Origin of the sequence: Moorena producens 3L, assembly GCF_000211815.1 — a bacterium.
In the GTDB taxonomy this organism is placed as follows: domain Bacteria; phylum Cyanobacteriota; class Cyanobacteriia; order Cyanobacteriales; family Coleofasciculaceae; genus Moorena; species Moorena producens.
Window position 1 is genome coordinate 1 of record NZ_GL890955.1, and the last position, 20279, is coordinate 20279.

Sequence of the window (20279 nt, forward strand, 5' to 3'; positions counted from 1 at the left end):
AGTTGGTTGAAGGTTGAAGGTTAGTTGGTTGACGGGTTAGTTGGTTGAAGGTTGAAGGTTGAAGGTTAGTTGGTTGAAGGGTTAGTTGGTTGAAGGTTGAAGGTTAGTTGGTTTAAGGTTGAAGGTTAGTTGGGTTAAGGTTACTTGGTAAAAGGCGTGAAGCTTTTACTAGACCTCTTATAAAAGTATTGTCTTCATGCAGTCGTGAAGGTAGAACCACGCCAGTGCTGATCTGATTCCCTATCTCCCCATCTCCCTATCTCCCCATCTCTCCACACTTCCCACACTTCCCTCTCTTGTGCTATTCCCTGTTCCCGACTTCTGCAAGAACTTTAGTGTTGAGGGTATGGTTTTTACTACGATCAGAAGTAGTTAATTCTTCGATATCTTTCTCCACCAAGGCCACTAGATCAGGAAGTTCCATCAGATTAGGCTTTCTGGTGAAGCGACAGATAGATACAGTCTTAATCAGACTGGCGCACTGACGCAGATGAGTACTAACACAGTCTGGAGCAATTAGCACATCTACATCACGGCTATGACGGACTACTTCAGGGAAAGCTTGTTGAGGCGTTAGCTTGGTAATCTGATGTTGGTCTCCTTTGGCCAATACATAGAGCCGCTTCAGGGGTACAGCAGTGCGTTGAAACCCATCAGTGAATGTGTAGGAAAGCTTTGGTGCGTTTGGGTAAAGAGGAGGTAAGTTATTAGAATTGTGTCCTAGAGAATCTGCTGCTGATGGCCAAAGTTTAATCTGAGGAAAGCTAGGAATAATCAAAGGATAACCGTCATCAAGGTTGACAGGCATGACATCATCAGTTATAATCTGATAACCTTTACCATGAAAGGCTCCTGCTAAGGTGGATTTACCCCAGCCTGACCCACCCATGAATGCGATCGCTTGATTGTTGACCACAATGCTGCTAGCATGGAGTACTAGCAATCCGCGCTGTCGCAGCACCACAGACATACAAGCTCCAAGGATGTTAGGGCTGAGCTTAGAGTTGTCCGCTCCTGTCACAGGTTCGATAGTAATCTCTCGCCCATCTTCAATCAAAACCTTTGCTTTGCCATGCAATTCCCCAACAACACGGTTGCTCCAATTAGCTGTTTCTGGAGGAAGATGACTCAATTTCCCGAAACGTATGATCACATCAGGGGATCCATCAGACTCGATCAGCTCGAGTAAGGGAATCTCTGAGTGAATACAAAGGTTGTAGGCCGTATAGATGTACATAATTGATACTTAGGAGCAGGTTAAACTTGATCGGAGAACTTGATAGCAGAAAAGGCATCCCCTCACTCTAGCCAAGACCCTTCTGCTGAGTCAGTGTTGCAGGACTAACGAGTTGGGGATTCCTAGGCAACCTAAGTGGGAGTTGCCTAGGGATGATCTTGCTAGTAGTAGATAATTTAGTAGTAGATAATTTAGTAGTAAATAATGCCTTTGTCGCCCTTGGTGATAGCTCTACTAATATTCAGTACTTACCATCACCAGTGCTAATCGTATTACTGTAGTTTGAACGGATCACAATTATTATTGTTATCGCAGTTTAGGCTGCTTGAGCCATCTGATTCAGCTTGGGGATTAGCCACATCACCATTGAAAATCAGGACATCTGCAATCCGAGTATGCCCAGTGATTTGGGTTAGCTCCTCAATGGTGCCGTGAACCATAATCTCTGGTGTAGCGTAGCTCTTTTCCATGGTGTTTTCCTTTTGCTGACGGTAGCTTCAGGTAGTCACACCCTGATTTTAACTATTGATTAGTCGGCGTTGCTGATTCTGGGTATGGTTTTGCCCCCCTAGCCCCCCAAGCGAGGGATTGCTCGCTTGGGGGGAACAAAACTATCAAAGTCCCCCAGAATTGGGGGATTTAGGGGGCTTCAATAAAACCAAATGATCGCGCATTCATTCCTTAATTCAGCAACGCCGATTAGTCAGCATCACTAGTAGTAATCGTGTTACTGACGGTCTTCTAGTTTGAACGGATCACAATTACCATTATTGCAGTCTAGGCTGATTGAGTCGTTTGATTCAGCTGCGGGATTAGCCAAATCACCATTGAAAATCAGCACATCTGAAATCCGATCAGGTCCATTGATTTCGGTGAGCTCCTCAATAGAACCGTGAACAATCATCTCTGGAGTAGTGTAGGTTTTTACCATGGTGTTACTTTCCTTGTAATTTTTGTAGTTTAAGGTAGTTACACCCTGAATTAAACTATTGATTACTCATCATCAGTAGTAATCCTGTTAAGGTAGTTGGAACGGATCACAATTACCATTGTTATCGCAGTCTAGGCTGCTTGAGTCATCTGATTGAGCCTGGGGATTATTCAAATCACCATTGAAAATCAGGACATCTGCCATTCGATCAGGTCCACTGATTTCGGTCAGCTCTTCAATAGAACCGTGAACAATCATTTCTGGTGTAGTGTAGGTTTTTAGCATGGTGTTAATTTCGTTGTACTTATTGTGGGTTTAAGGTAGTCACACCCTGAGTTAAACTATTAATTACTCACTAATTACTCACTATCACCAGTAGTAATCCTGTTACGGTAGTTTGAACGGATCACAATTACCATTGTTATCGCAGTCTAGGCTGCTTGAGTCATCTGATTCAGCCGCAGGATTAGCCAAATCACCATTGAAAATCAGGACATCTGCAATCCGATCAGGCCCATTGATTTCGGTGAGCTCCTCAATAGAACCGTGAACAATCATCTCTGGTGTAGTGTAAGTTTTTAGCATGGTTTTACTTTCCTTTTGCTGATAGTAGTTTACGGTAGTTACAGCCTGAATTGGACTTACGGTGTTTCAAAGGTTGTGCCCAAACCACAATCCCAAGCAGATTCCCTGCCAAGTTAGACTTAGGGTGTCGCTTGGGTGCGGTCAAGCCACAAGGCCAAGATGATTCCCTGCCAGACTGTCATGCAGTCTTTTTCTCGCACCCTGCCTCCTGAGGTCATGCGTCGATGAACTTGTCTCAGAAAGTCTGTGTCAACGTACCCTTCAATGAGTTCAAGCTTATTCAAGATCACGTCGTCGAACACCTGACGATTTAGGGTGAGCAGACCGTGAATAAAGTTTGGACCCATATGGGCTTTGCCTCCTCGCCACTGGACAGCTTTTGGTAAAATATCTGCCATCCCACGGCGCAACACCATCCGACTCCATCCCTGGTAGAGTTTCTGCTCGGAAGGCAGTGCTAGACAGAATTCAAGTAACCGCTTATCCATAAAGGGATGACGAGCTTCGAGGGAAAATGCAGCATTGTAGCGGTCGAGCTGCTCTAGAATTAGGGGAAATATACCTTGGGTTAGATTACGCCAGTGGTCTTCTCTGACTGTAAGTGATGGTTGATCTGACTTGTCCAATGCTTGAATACGCTGATCAATACCAATGCGCTCAGCAAAGTTGCGGTTAACCAGAGGTGAAACAGAACTAGCTGACTTGTCTTGTCTGCGCCACTTTCGCCAAAGTTGGTTGATTGCTTCCGGAACTAACGCCTTGAGTCCATGATTGAGCAACAGGTGCTTACGGGAGATGCCAAAACGCTTGTGAATCTGATGTACAGCTTTTCCAAAGGCAATCCAGCGAAACTGCTTCGCCAGTGTTTTTAGGTGTAGGATACTGTAGTGTTTAAGCAAGCCTTGGGGTGAGTTACCAAAATGTTCAGAAAATGCTTCAGCTTCCTGGACAAAGGTTTCCCACTGTCCTTGATGGGCTAATTCTGTCAATCTAGACACACCATGAAACACGACATTATCGCCATCGAGACCATCTAAAACAATTCGCATCCCTGCTTGCTGAGCAGCTTGATTCAGTCGCCAAGGATAATGATGACTTGGGCCAAGTAAGGCTTCGTCTTCATACTCCCAAATTTCGTCAACGTCTGACAGCGGACCAAACTGATCAGCATGGACATAGTGGGGAATAAGTCCACCCTGTTCTAAAACCGCATTGATGAAGGGACGTTCATCACATTCCGTGACTTTGTCAAAAATGTTGGAGAAGCTGTGCAATTGAGCATCTCCTGTTTCAGCCAGTAGTTTCCTGGCTACACAAGTGATTGAGGAAGAATCTAATCCACCGCTCAAGTGAGAACCAATGGCAAAAGCACTACGGAGACGACAACGAACTGCTTCGGTAAAGATGTCACGAAATGCTTCAGCATAGGCTTCGTCAGAGTCTAATATTAGCTCACGATTGGGGTCTAGAGACCAGTAACAGTTTAGCTCTATTCCTGACTGACTAACGACCATGGTGTGAGCAGGAGGAAGCCGCAGAATCTCGTCATAGGTGGTGATGACTTTGTCTTCCATCATCAGGGCGACATAGTCAGCCATCCTGACTTCGTTAAGACGCTTTGGCACGAAGGGTAAACAGAAGAGTGCTTTGATTTCAGAGGCAAAAATAAACCCTTGACCGGATTGGTGATAGTAATAGAAAGGCTTAACCCCAACATGGTCTCTAGCACAGAAGAGGATCTGCTTGTGCTTATCCCAGATAGCGAAGGCAAAGTCACCTAATAGTTTTTCTGGACACTGCTCTCCCCATTTTTCATAAGCGGCTAATATCAGTTGGCTATCGGTAATTTTTTCTGCTGGACGGTCGTTCAACTCTAGAGCAACAATCAGTTCTTCTCGATTATCAATCCGAGCATCAGCAGTAATCACTAAATTTTTGGAGTGATTAACTAAAGGTAACTTTTCCAGCAGCGATTCAGGAGTAGTCCAAAGCATCCGATGACCGAGACCAACAGACCCCTCGCACCAGATATCTGCTCCGTCTGGTCCCCGGTGGGCAAGGATATCTAACATTTGCCCAATATTTTCCCGGTCTATTGGTTCTTGGTTGAGGTAGTAAATCCCTACAATGCCACTCATAGTTTGCCTCCTTTAAACGATGGTAGTGGAGTAAACCGTGAAAGGTCTCTGAGATAGCCGATCACAACCTGTCCTTGGTTTTCCACCCATGCATGAGCTTCTAATTTTCCTCCCTCCCCTTTGGCAACACCAATTCTGAGTTGAGGGGAGTAACCACAGCGACTCATTAGTACTTGTGTGGTTAATGCTCTAGCTAAACACTTAACACCACCTGGCATGTAGCGACTGCTGAGATTAACAGCTCCGACAATTTTGCTTAGGTTAGTTTGGTTTACGCTTTGAGCTTGAGGTGATGGCTGACTGATTTTTGCTACCAGTTGCCGCAATCTGTGAAATGGTAGTAACCATAGCCCTAGTCTGATTAATCCTAGTAAAATGAACGTGTTAATCACAAGTTGACGTTCTCTACTAGTAAGGCGCAAGAACTTACGCAACCGCTTCATCTTTTACCTCAATTAGCCCAACTGCTGCGAATTCTTGGAGTAATGCCAACAGATCGCGATCGCATTTTTCTGGCTCAACTTCGTACTCTGCTAGCAGTGCATTGCGAATTTCATCTAAAGTTTTCGGTTCCTGGATCAGATTCCAGATGCTAGCACCTACGGTATTCAAGCCATAGTAAACTCCCGACTTCATATCGAGGATGATTGCCTCTCCTCCAATATCAGAAGATAGTTGCTCTTGAGCTGCTACTACAATTGAATATTTTGAGATAGTACAATCCAAACTCATAATTTTTTATTCTCCAAGTAATTATTGCTGTTCTATAAAACTAGTGAGGTAATTATCTGGGCTTATAATTAATGGATTGAGAGTAATTACCCAGATTACTATCGTTGATTAGCCCTGAATGTTGTTACTTTTAGTAAAGTCATGGTATAGTAAATACATAAGTTGATTAGTTTGAGGAGTTAGTGGTGAGCTAGTTGCTCTAGTATTGCTTTATCTAGTATTGATCGATAAGCGCGTTTATAAACGAGTTGTGAAAATTCATAACCCCAAAATCATTGCTAGTGCGGTCATACTGCTCCCGTGATAGTTCGCAACCTATTTATAATTGCTATAAGCAAATAGGCATTTAAATTTCAGCTCGATCCACTTGTGCAAAAGCCGGTCCACCATCTCCCCATTTGGACCTATTCCTATCAGCCCAGATTCACAATTTAAATGTATAAATATTGTGTGAATAGTTTGTGAATATTGGTATTTATAGCAGAAGTCAGAAGTCAAACTCTTGCGCTTCTTGATGCAGTCGCTCATGGGGGAAACCCCCAAGACCGCGCTGCATCGCTTACTTAGGTTTGAGACTTTTGTCATGTCCTAACTGCCCTGGCGACTGCTATATAAGATTGAATTACAGCATTTATACTGTTATGAAGAAGTCAGAAGTGATAGGGAGTAATACTATTTAAATTAAAATTTAAGTTTTTTGATTTAATTTAACTGTAGCGTAATTCATCCCATAGTTAAACTAATTGTCGGAGATTTTAATAAAACTTTAATTCTTTATTGAATTAATAAAAAAAAATATCAAACTCTGTCAATTATCCCCTTGATGATGTAAACAGTAAAACTCTTTTATGGGATAAAAGTAAATTTACCAGGTTGGAGGTGGAATTAAAGAGCGATCGCATTTTAATCCGATAGACAATCCCCCACACATTTGGAGCCACCTGTTGTAACATTAGTTCAGAGCCACCGAAATCAGCTGATGATAAATTCATAATTAACTCTAATTAACTCTTTGTTGTCATCACTTTAATTTTTCCTTGCCTTCAATTAAATGTTCTCTCCCTTCCAAGTAAATTCCGGACAGTTTTTCAGAAAAACTTTTGCTGCTATATAAGGTCAGGATAAGGGCAGTGAAGCTAACAGCCTATGGGCTACGCCCACGCTACGCCAACAGCTCAGGGCGTTTTTATCTGGGTTGTAAACACCTTATGGCAGGAATTGGCTTGCATTTAAGAGGCAAAAGGCAAGATGGGAAAGAGATACAGAGTTTTATTGGACAAGAAAACAAGACCATACAAATTTACATCTCATTTGGAAATGCTATAACAGTCTTTAGCTTTGAGCTAGTGTTCTGGTAGCTGCAGTGGTAAATAAAAACAGCAAGTAGGAGCGCACGCCGTGCGCCCCTATCAGATAAGTGGGTTTGGTGACCAGTTTTGTGTCAGTCTTGACCCAGTGATACCGGAATACAACCGAAATACCACCGCCATACCATTGAACGGTAACAGTATCAATCCGATCGACTGTCTCCAAACCTGTCCAACAGTTCCTGACGGGACAAGTTGGACAGGTTAAGCAGCACCTGAGTACGCTCTGTGATCGGCAACTGCATCAAAGGCTCAATGGTTCGGGATAATTCGAGATCAACAGTGCCAAATCGCCCTGCTAGTAGATTTTCCACCATCAGGCGCTGTCCCTCTAAATTTCCTTGTTCCTTGCCTTGTTCCCGGCCTTGCTCTAAGGTTTCTTCCCGCCAACGCAAATAAGCTGGTGATAAATTCATAATTAACTCCCTGTCGTCTTCAGTTAAATCTTCACTTTCTCCTATTTTGTCTATTTTGATGCGCCAGTTAGCCAGAATCTCTAAGATGTTACGTCGTTTTGGGTGTCGATCAGGCAGTGCCAGCAACTCATTAATGGCTTGCGCTTGAGTGCGATCGCGTCCCAAAATTCTTAACCACAGGGTTTCTTCGGTAACAGGTAGCTGGTTAATGGCCACCAGGGCTGTGTTGAACCACTCAGGCAAAAAGTAAACTCCTTTGACCCAATTACCGGAATTATCAAGTTTTGCACCAAACCCGTTCAACAGCTGGCCTGAACAGGAAGGGGACAAAATCCATAAACAGGGCAAATCGGTTTCACTGATCAGGTTTTTCTCTCGTCGTGCCTTCCGCTGTAGGTCACTGTAGAGGGCAAACAACTTCAACAGGCAATTGCGCACTGCCATGATTCCTGTAGCATTGCGGAACGGTTCCAATAAACAGGCGGTTGATGCCATCTGACCGAGCAATCCAATTTCCTGGGGTGCTGTGGATTCAGAAGCTGTTGGTAGAAACCAAATATCCACTTGACGCACTTCACTGGTTAGTTCTCGGCTGACTTCTACCTGACCGTGAGCTGTTAACAACTCCGTTAGATACTGTTTGGCAAATTGATCATGAGGCTGTCGGGTCATTAATCCTAACTCTTTGGGGTTGGTGTTAGTAGCCTTTCACCGATCAACTGGCAAAAAACAGATCCATATGATCTTGACATTTTAGACTTTTACCCCATAACCCAAGCTAAGGGCGCAAGGGAAGCGCCCCTAAAACTTCTGAAATCGAACTGAGCTTGGAATACCACCGCAATCCCATTGAACGGTAACAGTATCAATCCGATCGACTGTCTCCAAACCTCTCCAAAAGTTCCTGACGAGACAGGTTAAGCAGCACCTGAGTACGGTCTGTGATCGGCAACTGCATCAAAGGCTCAATGGTTCGGGATAATTCGAGATCAACAGTGCCAAACCGCCCTGCTAGTAGATTCTCCACCATCAGGCGCTGTCCCTCTAAATTGCCTTGCTCTAAGGTTTCTTCCCGCCAACGCAAATAAGCTGGTGATAAATTCATAATTAACTCCCTGTCGTCTTCAGTTAAATCTTCACTTTCTCCTATTTTGTCTATTTTGATGCGCCAGTTAGCCAGAATCTCTAAGATGTTACGTCGTTTTGGGTGTCGATCAGGCAGTGCCAGCAACTCATTAATGGCTTGCGCTTGAGTGCGATCGCGTCCCAAAATTCTTAACCACAGGGTTTCTTCGGTAACAGGTAGCTGGTTAATGGCCACCAGGGCTGTGTTGAACCACTCAGGCAAAAAGTAAACTCCTTTGACCCAATTACCGGAATTATCAAGTTTTGCACCAAACCCGTTCAACAGCTGGCCTGAACAGGAAGGGGACAAAATCCATAAACAGGGCAAATCGGTTTCACTGATCAGGTTTTTCTCTCGTCGTGCCTTCCGCTGTAGGTCACTGTAGAGGGCAAACAACTTCAACAGGCAATTGCGCACTGCCATGATTCCTGTAGCATTGCGGAACGGTTCCAATAAACAGGCGGTTGATGCCATCTGACCGAGCAATCCAATTTCCTGGGGTGCTGTGGATTCAGAAGCTGTTGGTAGAAACCAAATATCCACTTGACGCACTTCACTGGTTAGTTCTCGGCTGACTTCTACCTGACCGTGAGCTGTTAACAACTCCGTTAGATACTGTTTGGCAAATTGATCATGAGGCTGTCGGGTCATTAATCCTAACTCTTTGGGGTTGGTGTTAGTAGCCTTTCACAGCTGGTCTGGCCAAAAACAGATCCATATGATCTTGACATTTGAGACCAAAACCCCTTTACCCAAGCTAGGGACTCTTGGCTTGCGCCCCTACAAACAAAATGATGTCTCAATCTGCCGTACAGCGGTAAGGGCAGAATAACTGACCCCAGCTGTTCCTTCTCCTGGATGAGTGGAGTCTCCTACTAACCACAGACTTTTGCAGGGTGTGCGAGTGGCAAAGCCAAAGGGCCCAAAGGTGGGTATCCGTTGCCCTATCCCTCCGACAATGCCTTGTTCTCTGGCAGTATAACGGGCAAAGGTGCGAGGGGTTGCTGCTTCTTGGTGAATGATGGTCTCTGGTGTTAAATCAAAGTATTGACTAAGACGTGCGATCGCATTTTCTGTATACTCTTCCTTTAACCGGTCATAGTCTTGCTTGGACCCCCGCCACCACATGGCAGCATCGGTAAAGGATGAGGCAGTAATCGTTGCTTTTCCCTCTGGTGCTCGTCCATCTCCTGGCTTACTAACCGAAATAAACAAGGAATTATTCTCGCCAATTGGTCCATCGTAGTCATAGAGAAACTGAAGATGGGGAGGACAACCATCAGGAATTGCACGTTTATCTACCCCAAGATAGATGACAAACGCACCGGATGGTGAAGGTAATTTATCGACTCGATATTTATAGCCTGCCATCGAGTAGCCTGCCATCGAGGTTCCATTGAAGCTCTGTAGATTATTACCTAATAATTTGACTAGGTTTTGCACCGTAACATTGGCAACTACCTCATCCGCTGGTTCTGTCCAAACTTCCCCTGTTTTCTGATTGCGAATCGAAACACCAGTAGCTTTACCAGCTGATGTTTCGATCTGTTCAACGGTGTGGCGCATTAGTAGCTTACCCCCCCATTTTTCCAGGGCTTCTACTAAGCGATCGCTTAACACCTGCATACTACCTTGGAGATGAAATAACCCTTGGGGTTCCTGGGAAACTCCTAAGGCTGTTGCTGCATACAACAGTGCTGTCTGATCAACATCGACTTGGGAATAAAGCTTCAGCTGCAAATCCAGAAAGGTTTTCAGACGCTTATTCCCATATAAGCCATATCCTCGCAACCCATCGGCTACGGTCATGAAGGTAAAAGGTAGGGTAATTAAGGTATCAGGACGCACTGCTGAGGTTAATTGCCACAAGTCCCATAAATTACGAGGTGGTAGCACTGGGTCACGGGATTGGAACTTCCAACTGGCATTGAATAAGGTTGCCATCAGTTGCCAGAAGGGTTCACTACCGGGAAACTGGCGTTCTCGTTCTCTTTTCCATTGCTCCGGGTTCCGCCAGATGTTAATTGGTTCGGTTTCACCGGGAAGAAATACCGCACAAGCAGGGTCACAGGGGGTAGCGGCTGGCAGGTCTACTTCCAGTTCATCAAAGATGCGTTTGTGAATGCCACCAGGTTCTAAGCCAGCTACCTGGGTCGCACCAACATCGAAGGTAAAGCCCCGACGTTTAAAGGTGGAGGCGCATCCTCCTGGTACTAGGGCTTGGTCTAGTATTACCACACGGTAGCCTCGGCGAGCAAGGAGTGCTCCAGCGGTTAGTCCACCAATTCCTGCACCGATTACTACTACTTTTTTCTGGTCTTTTTTCTGCGGGAATTCTTTATTGGTGTATTCTACCTTACCTTTACCGCCCTGAGTGCTTACCATGGTGGTTTATTTGCATTTCTTAATGTTTCTTATCATAATTCTACCTTGAGCCATGGCGTTTGGGAGTGGGGAATCGGGAGATGGGGAGATGGGGAGTTGGGGAGATAAGGAGATGGGGAGATAGGAAGTGTGGTGTTATCGTGGCTAATCCTGATTCGCGATTCGCGATTCGCGATTCGCGATTCCCGATTCCCGATATCAAAAACGCGATATCAAACGGAAAGATTACTATGAATAAATAGTGGTCAATCAGTGATTAATTTAATGACTTCCAGTTTGCTCAATACTCCCTGCCTCAATGCTCCCACTGTTGAAAAGCTACCGAATGGGTTAACCATTGTGGCGGAGCAGATGCCTGTTGAAGCTGTGAATCTGAATGTTTGGATTAATGTCGGTTCCGCAATGGAATCGGATCAGATTAATGGTATGGCTCATTTTCTGGAGCATATGGTGTTTAAGGGCACACCAAAATTGCAAAGTGGTGAGTTTGAGCGGCTGATTGAGCAACGGGGTGCCGTAACTAATGCGGCTACAAGTCAGGATTACACTCACTATTACATCACTACAGCTCCTAAAGATTTTGCCGAGCTTGCACCATTACAGCTAGAGGTGGTACTCAATCCTAGTATTCCTGACCATGGCTTTGAAAAGGAGCGAATGGTAGTTTTGGAAGAAATTCGCCGTTCCCAGGATAATCCCCGCCGCCGCACCCATAGATGGGCAATGGAGACTACTTTTGACCAGTTACCCTATCGACGTCCTGTGCTCGGACCTGCCTCGGTGATTGAACAACTCCAGCCTCAGCAGATGCGTGACTTTCATGGTAGGTGGTATCAACCAGGGTCTATGACTGCGGCAGTGGTGGGGAATTTGCCAGTTACGGAATTAATTGAAATTGTCAGCAATGGATTTAGTCAAGCACAGCCAAGGACGATAGAAGATAGAACAAACCTTACCCCAGAACCAGCTTTCGAGAACATTGTCCGTCGGGAGTATGTGGATGAGTCTTTACAACAAGCGCGGCTGGTGATGGTGTGGCGGGTGCCTGGTATACCTGAGTTGAAGGAAACCTATGCTTTGGATGTGCTAGCAGGAATTTTAGGACGAGGTCGTATGTCCAGGCTGTTTAGGGATTTGCGAGAAGAACGGCAACTGGTTACTCAAATTGGGGTTAGTAATATCACTCAGCGGCTGCAAGGGGTGTTTTATATTTCTGCTAAACTGCCAGCTGAGAATTTGGCAGAGGTGGAGAATGCGATCGCAAACCATATCCATCGCTGTCAGACAGAATTGGTATCAGACTCAGAGATTGCTCGGATTCGTACCAAAGTGGCCAATCAGTTTATCTTTAGTAATGAAAAACCAAGTGCTCGCAGCAATTTATATGGTTACTATTACTCCCAAGTCGGGGATTTAGAACCAGCACTGAATTACCCTAGTCATATTAAATCAGTTAGTGCTGTTGATATCCAAAAGGCTGCACAGCAGTATCTGTCTCCCCATGCTTATGGTATTGTGATCGCAAAGGGAACAGGGAACAGGGAGTAGGGAATAGACTAAGATGTGGAAAGAAATTGCTGACCAGATAAGCCAAGTCACTCGTGAAACCTTTGAGATTAACCAGCGCCAATCTGTTGGTGGTGGCTGTATTAATCAGGGTTATGCTCTGGTCGGTAAGACTAATAAGTATTTTGTTAAACTCAATTCTGCCTCTGCTGTCTATATGTTTGAGGCCGAAGCCCTCGGTCTAAAGCAGATGGTGGCAACTCAGACTATCCGAATCCCCAAACCAATTTGCTATGGTACTGCCGTGGATTGTTCTTATATTGTTTTGGAGTGGCTAGACCTTGGTGGCGGTAACAGTACCGAGTCTTGGGTAAAAATGGGACATCAGTTAGCAGCCATGCATCAGGCTGCTACTCCCCAAGCTTCAACCGAGATGGGTAAGTTTGGTTGGAATCAAAATAATACTATTGGTTCGACACCACAAGTTAATCAATGGATGTCGGATTGGGTAGAGTTTTTTGTAGAGTATCGCCTGGGTTATCAGTTTCAGCTAGCACGGCGTCGCAGTGGTCATTTCCCGAAACAAGACCAATTACTGGCAATAGTTCCTAAATTACTGGATCATCAGCCTCAACCTTCCTTAGTACACGGTGATTTATGGGGTGGTAATGCGGCTATTACCATGTCGGGAGAACCAGTAATTTTTGACCCTGCTACTTATGTAGGCGATCGCGAAGTTGATATTGCGATGACCGAATTGTTTGGTGGTTTCCCAGCAGCATTTTATCGAGGCTATAACGAGGTGTGGCCTTTAGAGCAAGGTTACAAACGGCGGAAAAACCTCTATAACCTTTACCACATCCTCAATCACTTTAATCTCTTTGGTAGTGGTTATGAATCCCAAGCTAACCGGATGATTGATCAGATTTTGAGGGATTAATTCTAATTAATTTGGCTCTCAATAATCTCCTCAATCATTGCTTCTAATTCACCCATAGGAAGATTGAGGTCATCGAGTGTTACCTGAAATTGGACATAACGTTCATCTAGATCGAATGTTTCTTCTAGAAAACCCCCAAATCCACGGGCTCGTTTATCTATTTCTAAGAAAACTTCTAAGTCTTCTGAGTAGAGAGAAAAAATGATTTCCAATTCATCCAAGCTACCCTGATACTTACCCATGGGACGAAACTCGAACTCTTGGACGAATGGATATCTACCCCCGAAGTGAGTATTATACTGACAATCGACTTCATGAAGTTGAAATCCTAGGTTTTCTAATGCATCAAACACCGCTTGCATTAACGGGTGTGGATGTACCTCAATGTAATCGGTGTCTTTCGGGTCAACGGCAATGGGAATATCTAAGCCAGTACGTAAATATACTGGTTGGCTGGTTAATGTCAGTGGTGTTTCCTCAGGGAGGGGAAACGAAAATGGAATAACTATTTCCTCTTTTGCCTCCAAGTTGAAGCGTTCCGAGAGGCGATATTGCATTAATATGCATTCCTCTGTGATTGAGGTATCTTCTTCTTCCCGCAAGTATTCGGTAACTAGATAAATATAAATATCATCAATCTTCTGGGAAACATCTCCCCCAGTAATATAAACTTCCCCTTCTACCATTTCCCCAGGAGCTAGGGAATCAAAGTACAAACGTGTATCTACCTTTGCTGCTCCAATGCCAACCTGAGCTAATAGCTTTTTGAACATAAACCTAGTTTTTTAACTAACTTTGCTACTAGCTTAATCTATGATTCTGGAGTTTTAGGGAGTCGGGAATCGGGAGTCGGGAATCGGGAGTCGGGATAATAAAATTTAATGTACCTGATCAGTATAATCAACTATATAAATGAAACACTTAGGTCGTGGGATTGCCCTACGGCCACGCTACGCGATTGATCTACGGTCACGCTACGCGAACACAAATTGAGATTATTTGGGCTTGAGGCAGATTAATTGGGGTTGGGGACAAATACAGTCAATCCCTTGGGAATACATTCAACTTTGATAGGAGTTGTTCCAATGACTTCTCCATCCACAACCACCTTCTGAGGGGGATCTGTGGCGATTTTGATACTGCGGGTTCGGACATGATGAATATTTTCTTGGTTGGGTGTCAGGTGAACCAACGCGGCACCAAAGGCATTGACCATTGATGTGACCGCCTGAAGTTTTGTGTCTACTTTGGCCATGGTGACATCCAGTAACCCGTCGTCGTAAATAACTTCACCCATTCCTTGGGCTAACACTGAGGTAGGGGGAGCCGCATTAGCCACAGTGATAGCCCCTACTTCAACTCGATAGATCTGGTCTTCAATTTCCACAGCCGCATCAAATAGCTCTTGTTCATCCAGTTGTTGCCATCCCGCTACCAGATAGGCCAGTACCCCCCACTGATCCTTGAATTCTCGGCTAGCTTTATCGACCATTTCTGCTTCAAAACCAATTCCGGTTAATAAAATCATGGGGGTGTCGTTACAGCGAGCCGCATCAATCACTTTGGTATAGCCTTCGGAAATGATGCGGCAGGCGGCGCGAATGGGCATTACTGTGCCACCAATGCCCAACGCCTGACAAAAGGCATTAGCGGTTCCTCTGGGAATAATGGCGAGGGGAATGTTGGTATCAATCAGCTGACTGGCAACGGCGGATACGGTGCCGTCACCGCCAGAGGCAATGATGAGATCGGCGTGGACTGCGATCGCCCGTTTGGTCAATTCTTCCGCCGTAATTTCTAGAGTAGTTTGATGGATATGGAGATTGAAATGGCCACCCAGCATGTTTTCAATAATGGTCAATTCATGATCGGAGTCTCCTTGACCGGCCACTGGATTAAAAATAAGGTGAGCCACTTGGGTCCGCGCTAGGGCACTGATGACCAGTTCTCCTGTAGCTAAGTTGGTGGCGATCGCTACATCATGGACATCACAAATCCGTAAGAGAGCCTGAATATCAGGTTCATGGGATTTAGCATGGAGTGCATCGATGAAGAAAAACACAGCACAGACCTTTCCCTCCGCCACCGCTGCAAACAACTGGGCATCTCCACCGATAGGACCAGGGAGTAAGCAATCAACAGGTAAGCCAGTGGAGTTTTGAATTTGTTTCCCTGTGTTCCCTGTAGCAATTAAGGTGTAGCGAGAGAAAACGATGTGGTGGCGCTTGACAAATGCCACTATATCATTTTTCTTGTTGTCGTGGGCAATCAGGGCAATAGTTGCAGGCATACTACTGTACCGGAACTCAAAACCAAAATTCTCAAAGGCCAATGGGCAAATGACCCAGTATTTACGTCATTCTAAAGCGTTTATTCCAGTTGTGTAGTTAAGCTATGGATAACTCGATACTAAGTTGCGGTCAAAGGTACAACTTTCTCTTTCCCAAATCTCCCTATCTCCCTATCTCCCTATCCCAGCAATCTACTATAGCAGTCGCCAGGGTAATTAGGACATGACAAAAGTCTCAAACTACAGTTTGGCTTGAGTTTAACTTCTGACTTCTGACTTCTGACTTCTGACTTCTGCTATATCTTTGAATGCAACTTGGTATAAAAATATTAACATTCCTAGATAAAAATACAAGCCTAAACATAAAAATTTACAAAAAAACCATTGACATTTTAAATTAGTTTATGCTAGGGTTAGATGTGATCAGATTTTTTTTGATATTCTAGTTTTTTCATCTTCTAGTCTTTAGCTTTTCCTTGAGGGGAAGGTTTTTACTAACTTTTTCTTCCCCATTTTTTTGGCTTTTTTCTAGGTTTTAGGGAGCAGGGAGCTAAGGCCGTGGGCCACGCTTACTGGCAGAGCCAGACGCTGCGCGAACGCGAACGGAGCTTCGGAGCAGGGAAAAATATTTATATGATGTACCTGATTAGACTAGGAAAAACTATAGAAAAATAAATACTATTCCCCATCTCCCTATCTCCCGACACTTGCCCATCTTCCCAATTGATATAATACCAAATCCGCTTGGTCATTACCCCTTTATTAAAATCGACCAAATCTTTTTATGCCAGGAATCTAGGGCTATGGGGATAAGGGGGGTATGGGAACAGAATTGATATAAGTCCTAATCCTATTCCACCATCTGCACCAATTTCCCTAGAATAGGTTCGATGGGAGGGAGTAAATATTCGGCGAGATCGAGGGTTACTGTTTTTTCCTCCAATTTCAGAAATCGCCATAGAGTCCCAGTGGTTACGGCACCGTAAACCGTTGCGATTGGCCGTAGGCCACGCTCCGCGAACGCATTACCGTTACTATTATTCTCCTGTTGGTTAAACCGACCAGCTGCTACCATCGCGGCGATACATTGTCCTAACCCCCCTTTCAGGTCTTCTTTTTTAGCTTCTATAATAATGGCTACCGGGGCTTTAATAAATAACTGTTCCGGTGACAGACTAATAATAAAATCACAGGTGCCATTTAATCCTACTTCTGGGTCAACATTAAACTCTTCCCCAGAAAACAAGCTAATCTGGTATTGATGGAATTCTCTAACTGCCAGTAACACTGGACATATCAAGAGTTCTGATCGGGCTTTTTCAGTATTTAGTGCGATGGCCAGTTGGTAATTTTGGGTGATAAATTCCGCTAAATAAGGACTAGGAGAAATTACGCGTTCGCGTAGCGTGGCCGTAGGCCAATCGCTTTCAAAAATATTCCCTTGTTCGATTAAAGTTAAGTCAAAATCCTTGACTACTTTTTGAATAGTAAATTGACGGTAAGACATGATCTAGGGAAGGGAGTAGGGAATCGGGAGTAGGGAATCGGGAATCGGGAATCGGGGGTAAAATATTGTGTACTTGATTACTAGGAAAAACGGGCTTATTGGATTTTTTAACTATTTTTTTTAACTATTTGCTGAAATGCTATACTTTGAATGCGAACGCAAACAGAAGGCAAAGTGTGCTATTCAATAATAATACTACCGTAAGGTAACGCTTCTTTTAGTGACGTTTATGAACTCTCCCAATGACAACCATTCCAACAATCTCAGAACATATTGAAATCACTCCGGGGGTTTGTGGCGGGAAACCTCGGATTGCCGGACATCGGATTCGAGTTCAAGATATTGTCATCTGCCACGAAAGCATGGGAATGTCACCGGATGAAATTCTCTATCGCCATCCTAGCATTACCATGTCAGATGTCTATGCAGCACTGGCTTACTACCACGACCATAAAGAAGAAATCAGACAGGATATTGAGGCAGGAGTTGCCTTTGTACAAACGGTACAAGCTCAAACACCGTCTCTATTACAGCAAAAACCTCAGAATCGGTAATGACCAAAAAGCGATGCAGCGCGGTCTTGGGGGTCCCCCCCATGAGCGACTGCATCAAGACAGATCCGATTCCATTTGGATGAAAGTGTTAGCAATGCCATCTGCTGAAAGTTTGGGTTTGATTTCTGTGATTTCCCTTGGTCAATCGCTTCGCGACCATTCAAAATTATCAATTCAAAATTCAAAAACACCCCACGATTCAATTATTAGGTAAATTCAATTTTGTTATTCCTACTCCCGATTCACCACTCCCGACTCCCGATTCCCGATTCCCGATTCCCGATTCCCGATTCCCGATTCCCCACTCCCCACTCCCCACTCCCCACTCCCGACTCCCGATTCCCCACTCCCGACTCCCCACTCCCACTAGTCTTTTGCGGAATTGAATTATCTACTGGTGTATACCGTTAAAGAAACTAACATTGATTCACCAAAGGTTTCCATCGTGTCTACTCCAGTTGAACCATGCTCTCCCCAAACCCTCGCTGAGGCCAACCTGCAACCGAGGGGCAATGTTTATCCAAGTCCGATTACTTGGCGAGACCAGATTCTATACTTTCTGCTACCTGACCGATTCAGTGATGGGTTAGAACTAGAGCGGAAAAAATTTGACCCTAGTAACCCCAACCAATTTAAAGCCAAAAATAAAGGTGACTGGATGAGCAAGGGAAAAAGGTTTCAAGGGGGTACCCTCAAGGGAATCGAAAGTAAATTGGACTACTTGAAACAATTAGGTGTCACTACCCTTTGGATTGGTCCAGTTTGGCGACAACGGATTGAACTAGACACCTATCACGGCTACGGGATTCAAAATTTCCTAGATGTTGACCCCCGATTTGGCAGCCGTCAGGATTTACGGGATTTAGTGGATGCTGCCCATGAGCGGGAAATGTATGTGATCTTAGACATCATTTATAACCACAGCGGCAATAACTTTTTCTACCAAGACGAGAATGATAATCCTAAAGCTAGCCTTCCCTACCGTTTTGAACCACCTTATCCAGTTCATAGTTGGCGTTCTGGCACTGGTAAAGCGATTTCCGAAATCACTACAGAAATTGATGGGGTATGGCCTCAAGACTTTCAAAACATTGATTGGTACACTCGTGCTGGTCATATTAACGAATGGGGTGCAGACCCTTGGGAAGACAAACTGCATCCGGAGCTAGAATTTCGCCGAGGGGATTTCTTTGATTTAAAAGACATTAATCTCGCTAAACCGGAAGTCCTAGCAGGGATTATTAAAGTCTATCAATACTGGATTGCCCTAAGTGACTGCGATGGATTTCGCATTGATACGGTTAAGCATATTCCTTGGCGAGTTTCCCGTAGTTTTTGTGGTGCTATCCGGGAATATGCGGAATCGATTGGTAAGGAAAACATCCTACTGTTGGGAGAAGTAACGGATGGGGCTCATATGTCCCGCAACTACCTGGAAGTATTTGGTCGCAACTTGGATGCTGTGCTTGATATTGGGGAACCCACAAAGCGATTAGCACGGATGGTAAAAGGATTAACACCACCAAGGGAGTTTTTTAATCAATTTGAGGAGCATAATATCCTTGGTAGCCACCGGGAAACGGGACGGTATCATGTTTCGATCTTAGATGACCATGATATGGTCGGACGCGATCGCAAGCATCGGTTTGCTGCTAATAACTCTATTCCTAGTAAATACCAGCAAATAGCCCATGCGGTAGGGTTGCAACTGACCACGTTGGGTATACCCTGTATCTATTACGGTACTGAACAAGCCTTTGATGGCACGGAAAACCGCCATGACCCTAGTGTTGAACCAATCAATGAGTATGGCAACATTTCCAATAGCGATCGCTATATTCGTGAATCGATGTTTGGGGGTAGCTTTGGAGCATTTGAAACCAGTGGCTGTCACTTCTTTGACCCAGACCATCCCACCTATCTCAGAATTTCTGCGATCGCAAACCTCCGAAATCGACAAGACCTGATTGGAAAAACCCTACGTGGGGGTCGTCAATACCTCCGAGAAACCTCCTATCTCGGCAAACCTTTTGCTATTCCTGATGCTGGAGAATTAATTGCTTGGTCAAGGATTCTCTACAATCAAGAAATTCTGGTTGCTTTAAACACCCATGGCACTGAAAACCGGGGTGCATACGTCACCATTGATGCCTCACTACACCCCCACGGCTCAACCCTTACTCTGCTCTACAACAGTTACTGGAGTAACTCTCAATTACGCCATCCACCCCAGAATCAAACCGTAATCGTTCAACATGACCAGGGTAGGGCAACGGTCAGGATTGAATTACCGCCTAGTGGCATGATGATTTTGGCCTAGGGATTCTACCTGAAAATTATTAAGGATTATAACATTTTGCTGGTTTAAAGGGATGAGGGGTTGCACCCCACATTTATCTTGCTATACTGAGATCAAGTAGATGCACCCTGATGATCAAGAGAGTCACAAGCACGGCTCTCTATTTTTTTGTGAGTATGGCTGAAACATTCTAATGGTGATTGAAGTCAAGGGTTTCAAGGGTTTCAAGTCAAGTACTGGTTGCTGTATGAGTGGGTACGCTTCAT

General features: G+C 44.6%; 22 protein-coding genes. 7 read left to right on the forward strand and 15 right to left on the reverse strand.

The window, feature by feature from the left end; all coding sequences use genetic code 11:
* Nucleotides 1–301: 301 nt before the first annotated feature.
* Nucleotides 302–1237, reverse strand: coding sequence for a hypothetical protein (locus tag LYNGBM3L_RS24635; protein ID WP_008188033.1), 936 nt, complete (start codon nt 1235–1237; stop codon nt 302–304).
* Between the two features lie 152 nt (nt 1238–1389).
* Between LYNGBM3L_RS24635 and LYNGBM3L_RS48940 the strand changes: the two genes are divergently transcribed.
* Entirely contained in the window at nt 1390–1518 is a 129-nt protein-coding gene (locus LYNGBM3L_RS48940; protein WP_267872087.1) for a hypothetical protein, read from the forward strand.
* On the opposite strand, the gene LYNGBM3L_RS24640 is transcribed toward LYNGBM3L_RS48940, so the two are convergent.
* The 11 genes from LYNGBM3L_RS24640 to crtD all read right to left on the reverse strand — a co-directional run bounded on the left by LYNGBM3L_RS24640 (nt 1510) and on the right by crtD (nt 10917).
* The gene (locus LYNGBM3L_RS24640) at nt 1510–1707 is read right to left on the reverse strand and encodes a lasso peptide (protein ID WP_008188034.1); all 198 of its coding nucleotides are present in this window, start codon (nt 1705–1707) and stop codon (nt 1510–1512) included. The genes LYNGBM3L_RS48940 and LYNGBM3L_RS24640 overlap by 9 nt on opposite strands.
* A gap of 257 nt (nt 1708–1964) precedes the next feature.
* Nucleotides 1965–2168: a lasso peptide gene (locus LYNGBM3L_RS24645; protein ID WP_008188035.1), complete on the reverse strand. Its 204-nt coding sequence runs from the start codon at nt 2166–2168 to the stop codon at nt 1965–1967.
* 87 nt (nt 2169–2255) lie between these two features.
* The gene (locus tag LYNGBM3L_RS24650; RefSeq protein WP_008188036.1) at nt 2256–2453 is read right to left on the reverse strand and encodes a lasso peptide; all 198 of its coding nucleotides are present in this window, start codon (nt 2451–2453) and stop codon (nt 2256–2258) included.
* A 102-nt stretch (nt 2454–2555) separates the two neighbouring features.
* Entirely contained in the window at nt 2556–2753 is a 198-nt protein-coding gene (locus LYNGBM3L_RS24655; RefSeq protein WP_008188037.1) for a lasso peptide, read from the reverse strand.
* A gap of 119 nt (nt 2754–2872) precedes the next feature.
* On the reverse strand, nt 2873–4891 hold the full coding sequence (locus LYNGBM3L_RS24660) for a lasso peptide isopeptide bond-forming cyclase (RefSeq protein WP_008188038.1): 2019 nt from the start codon (nt 4889–4891) through the stop codon (nt 2873–2875).
* Nucleotides 4888–5334: a lasso peptide biosynthesis B2 protein gene (locus LYNGBM3L_RS24665; protein WP_008188039.1), complete on the reverse strand. Its 447-nt coding sequence runs from the start codon at nt 5332–5334 to the stop codon at nt 4888–4890. The genes LYNGBM3L_RS24660 and LYNGBM3L_RS24665 overlap by 4 nt, the downstream gene beginning before the upstream one ends.
* Nucleotides 5318–5623, reverse strand: coding sequence for a PqqD family peptide modification chaperone (locus tag LYNGBM3L_RS24670; protein WP_008188040.1), 306 nt, complete (start codon nt 5621–5623; stop codon nt 5318–5320). Before LYNGBM3L_RS24670 ends, LYNGBM3L_RS24665 begins: the two co-directional genes overlap by 17 nt.
* A gap of 812 nt (nt 5624–6435) precedes the next feature.
* Nucleotides 6436–6615, reverse strand: coding sequence for a hypothetical protein (locus LYNGBM3L_RS41685; protein WP_131827090.1), 180 nt, complete (start codon nt 6613–6615; stop codon nt 6436–6438).
* A 518-nt stretch (nt 6616–7133) separates the two neighbouring features.
* A complete protein-coding gene (locus LYNGBM3L_RS24680) occupies nt 7134–8078 on the reverse strand; it encodes an RpnC/YadD family protein (RefSeq protein ID WP_008188042.1) in 945 nt (314 codons plus the stop codon).
* A gap of 193 nt (nt 8079–8271) precedes the next feature.
* Nucleotides 8272–9183 carry a hypothetical protein gene (locus LYNGBM3L_RS24685; RefSeq protein WP_008188043.1) on the reverse strand — a complete coding sequence of 304 codons (912 nt, stop codon included), beginning with the start codon at nt 9181–9183 and terminating at the stop codon, nt 8272–8274.
* Nucleotides 9184–9312: 129 nt separating this feature from the next.
* Entirely contained in the window at nt 9313–10917 is a 1605-nt protein-coding gene (gene crtD / locus LYNGBM3L_RS24690) for a C-3',4' desaturase CrtD (protein ID WP_008188044.1), read from the reverse strand.
* 80 nt (nt 10918–10997) lie between these two features.
* Between crtD and LYNGBM3L_RS44265 the strand changes: the two genes are divergently transcribed.
* The 3 genes from LYNGBM3L_RS44265 to LYNGBM3L_RS24700 are packed head-to-tail and all read left to right on the forward strand — an operon-like array spanning nt 10998 to nt 13363.
* On the forward strand, nt 10998–11159 hold the full coding sequence (locus LYNGBM3L_RS44265) for a hypothetical protein (protein WP_154659908.1): 162 nt from the start codon (nt 10998–11000) through the stop codon (nt 11157–11159).
* Between the two features lie 22 nt (nt 11160–11181).
* Complete coding sequence (locus LYNGBM3L_RS24695) at nt 11182–12465, forward strand: M16 family metallopeptidase (protein WP_008188045.1); 1284 nt, start codon at nt 11182–11184, stop codon at nt 12463–12465.
* Nucleotides 12466–12478: 13 nt separating this feature from the next.
* Nucleotides 12479–13363: a fructosamine kinase family protein gene (locus LYNGBM3L_RS24700; RefSeq protein WP_008188046.1), complete on the forward strand. Its 885-nt coding sequence runs from the start codon at nt 12479–12481 to the stop codon at nt 13361–13363.
* A gap of 2 nt (nt 13364–13365) precedes the next feature.
* Here LYNGBM3L_RS24700 and LYNGBM3L_RS24705 read toward each other — a convergent pair whose 3' ends face one another.
* The 3 genes from LYNGBM3L_RS24705 to LYNGBM3L_RS24715 all read right to left on the reverse strand — a co-directional run bounded on the left by LYNGBM3L_RS24705 (nt 13366) and on the right by LYNGBM3L_RS24715 (nt 17160).
* A complete protein-coding gene (locus LYNGBM3L_RS24705; RefSeq protein WP_008188047.1) occupies nt 13366–14136 on the reverse strand; it encodes a sporulation protein in 771 nt (256 codons plus the stop codon).
* Between the two features lie 242 nt (nt 14137–14378).
* A complete protein-coding gene (gene mgsA, locus LYNGBM3L_RS24710; RefSeq protein WP_008188048.1) occupies nt 14379–15653 on the reverse strand; it encodes a methylglyoxal synthase in 1275 nt (424 codons plus the stop codon).
* A gap of 850 nt (nt 15654–16503) precedes the next feature.
* On the reverse strand, nt 16504–17160 hold the full coding sequence (locus LYNGBM3L_RS24715) for a hypothetical protein (protein ID WP_008188049.1): 657 nt from the start codon (nt 17158–17160) through the stop codon (nt 16504–16506).
* A gap of 242 nt (nt 17161–17402) precedes the next feature.
* Between LYNGBM3L_RS24715 and LYNGBM3L_RS24720 the strand changes: the two genes are divergently transcribed.
* The 3 genes from LYNGBM3L_RS24720 to LYNGBM3L_RS24730 all read left to right on the forward strand — a co-directional run bounded on the left by LYNGBM3L_RS24720 (nt 17403) and on the right by LYNGBM3L_RS24730 (nt 20034).
* Entirely contained in the window at nt 17403–17714 is a 312-nt protein-coding gene (locus tag LYNGBM3L_RS24720) for a DUF433 domain-containing protein (protein ID WP_044494655.1), read from the forward strand.
* 137 nt (nt 17715–17851) lie between these two features.
* A complete protein-coding gene (locus tag LYNGBM3L_RS44270; RefSeq protein WP_154659909.1) occupies nt 17852–18100 on the forward strand; it encodes a hypothetical protein in 249 nt (82 codons plus the stop codon).
* A 59-nt stretch (nt 18101–18159) separates the two neighbouring features.
* On the forward strand, nt 18160–20034 hold the full coding sequence (locus LYNGBM3L_RS24730) for an alpha-amylase family glycosyl hydrolase (protein WP_044494659.1): 1875 nt from the start codon (nt 18160–18162) through the stop codon (nt 20032–20034).
* The last annotated feature ends 245 nt before the right edge of the window (nt 20035–20279 follow it).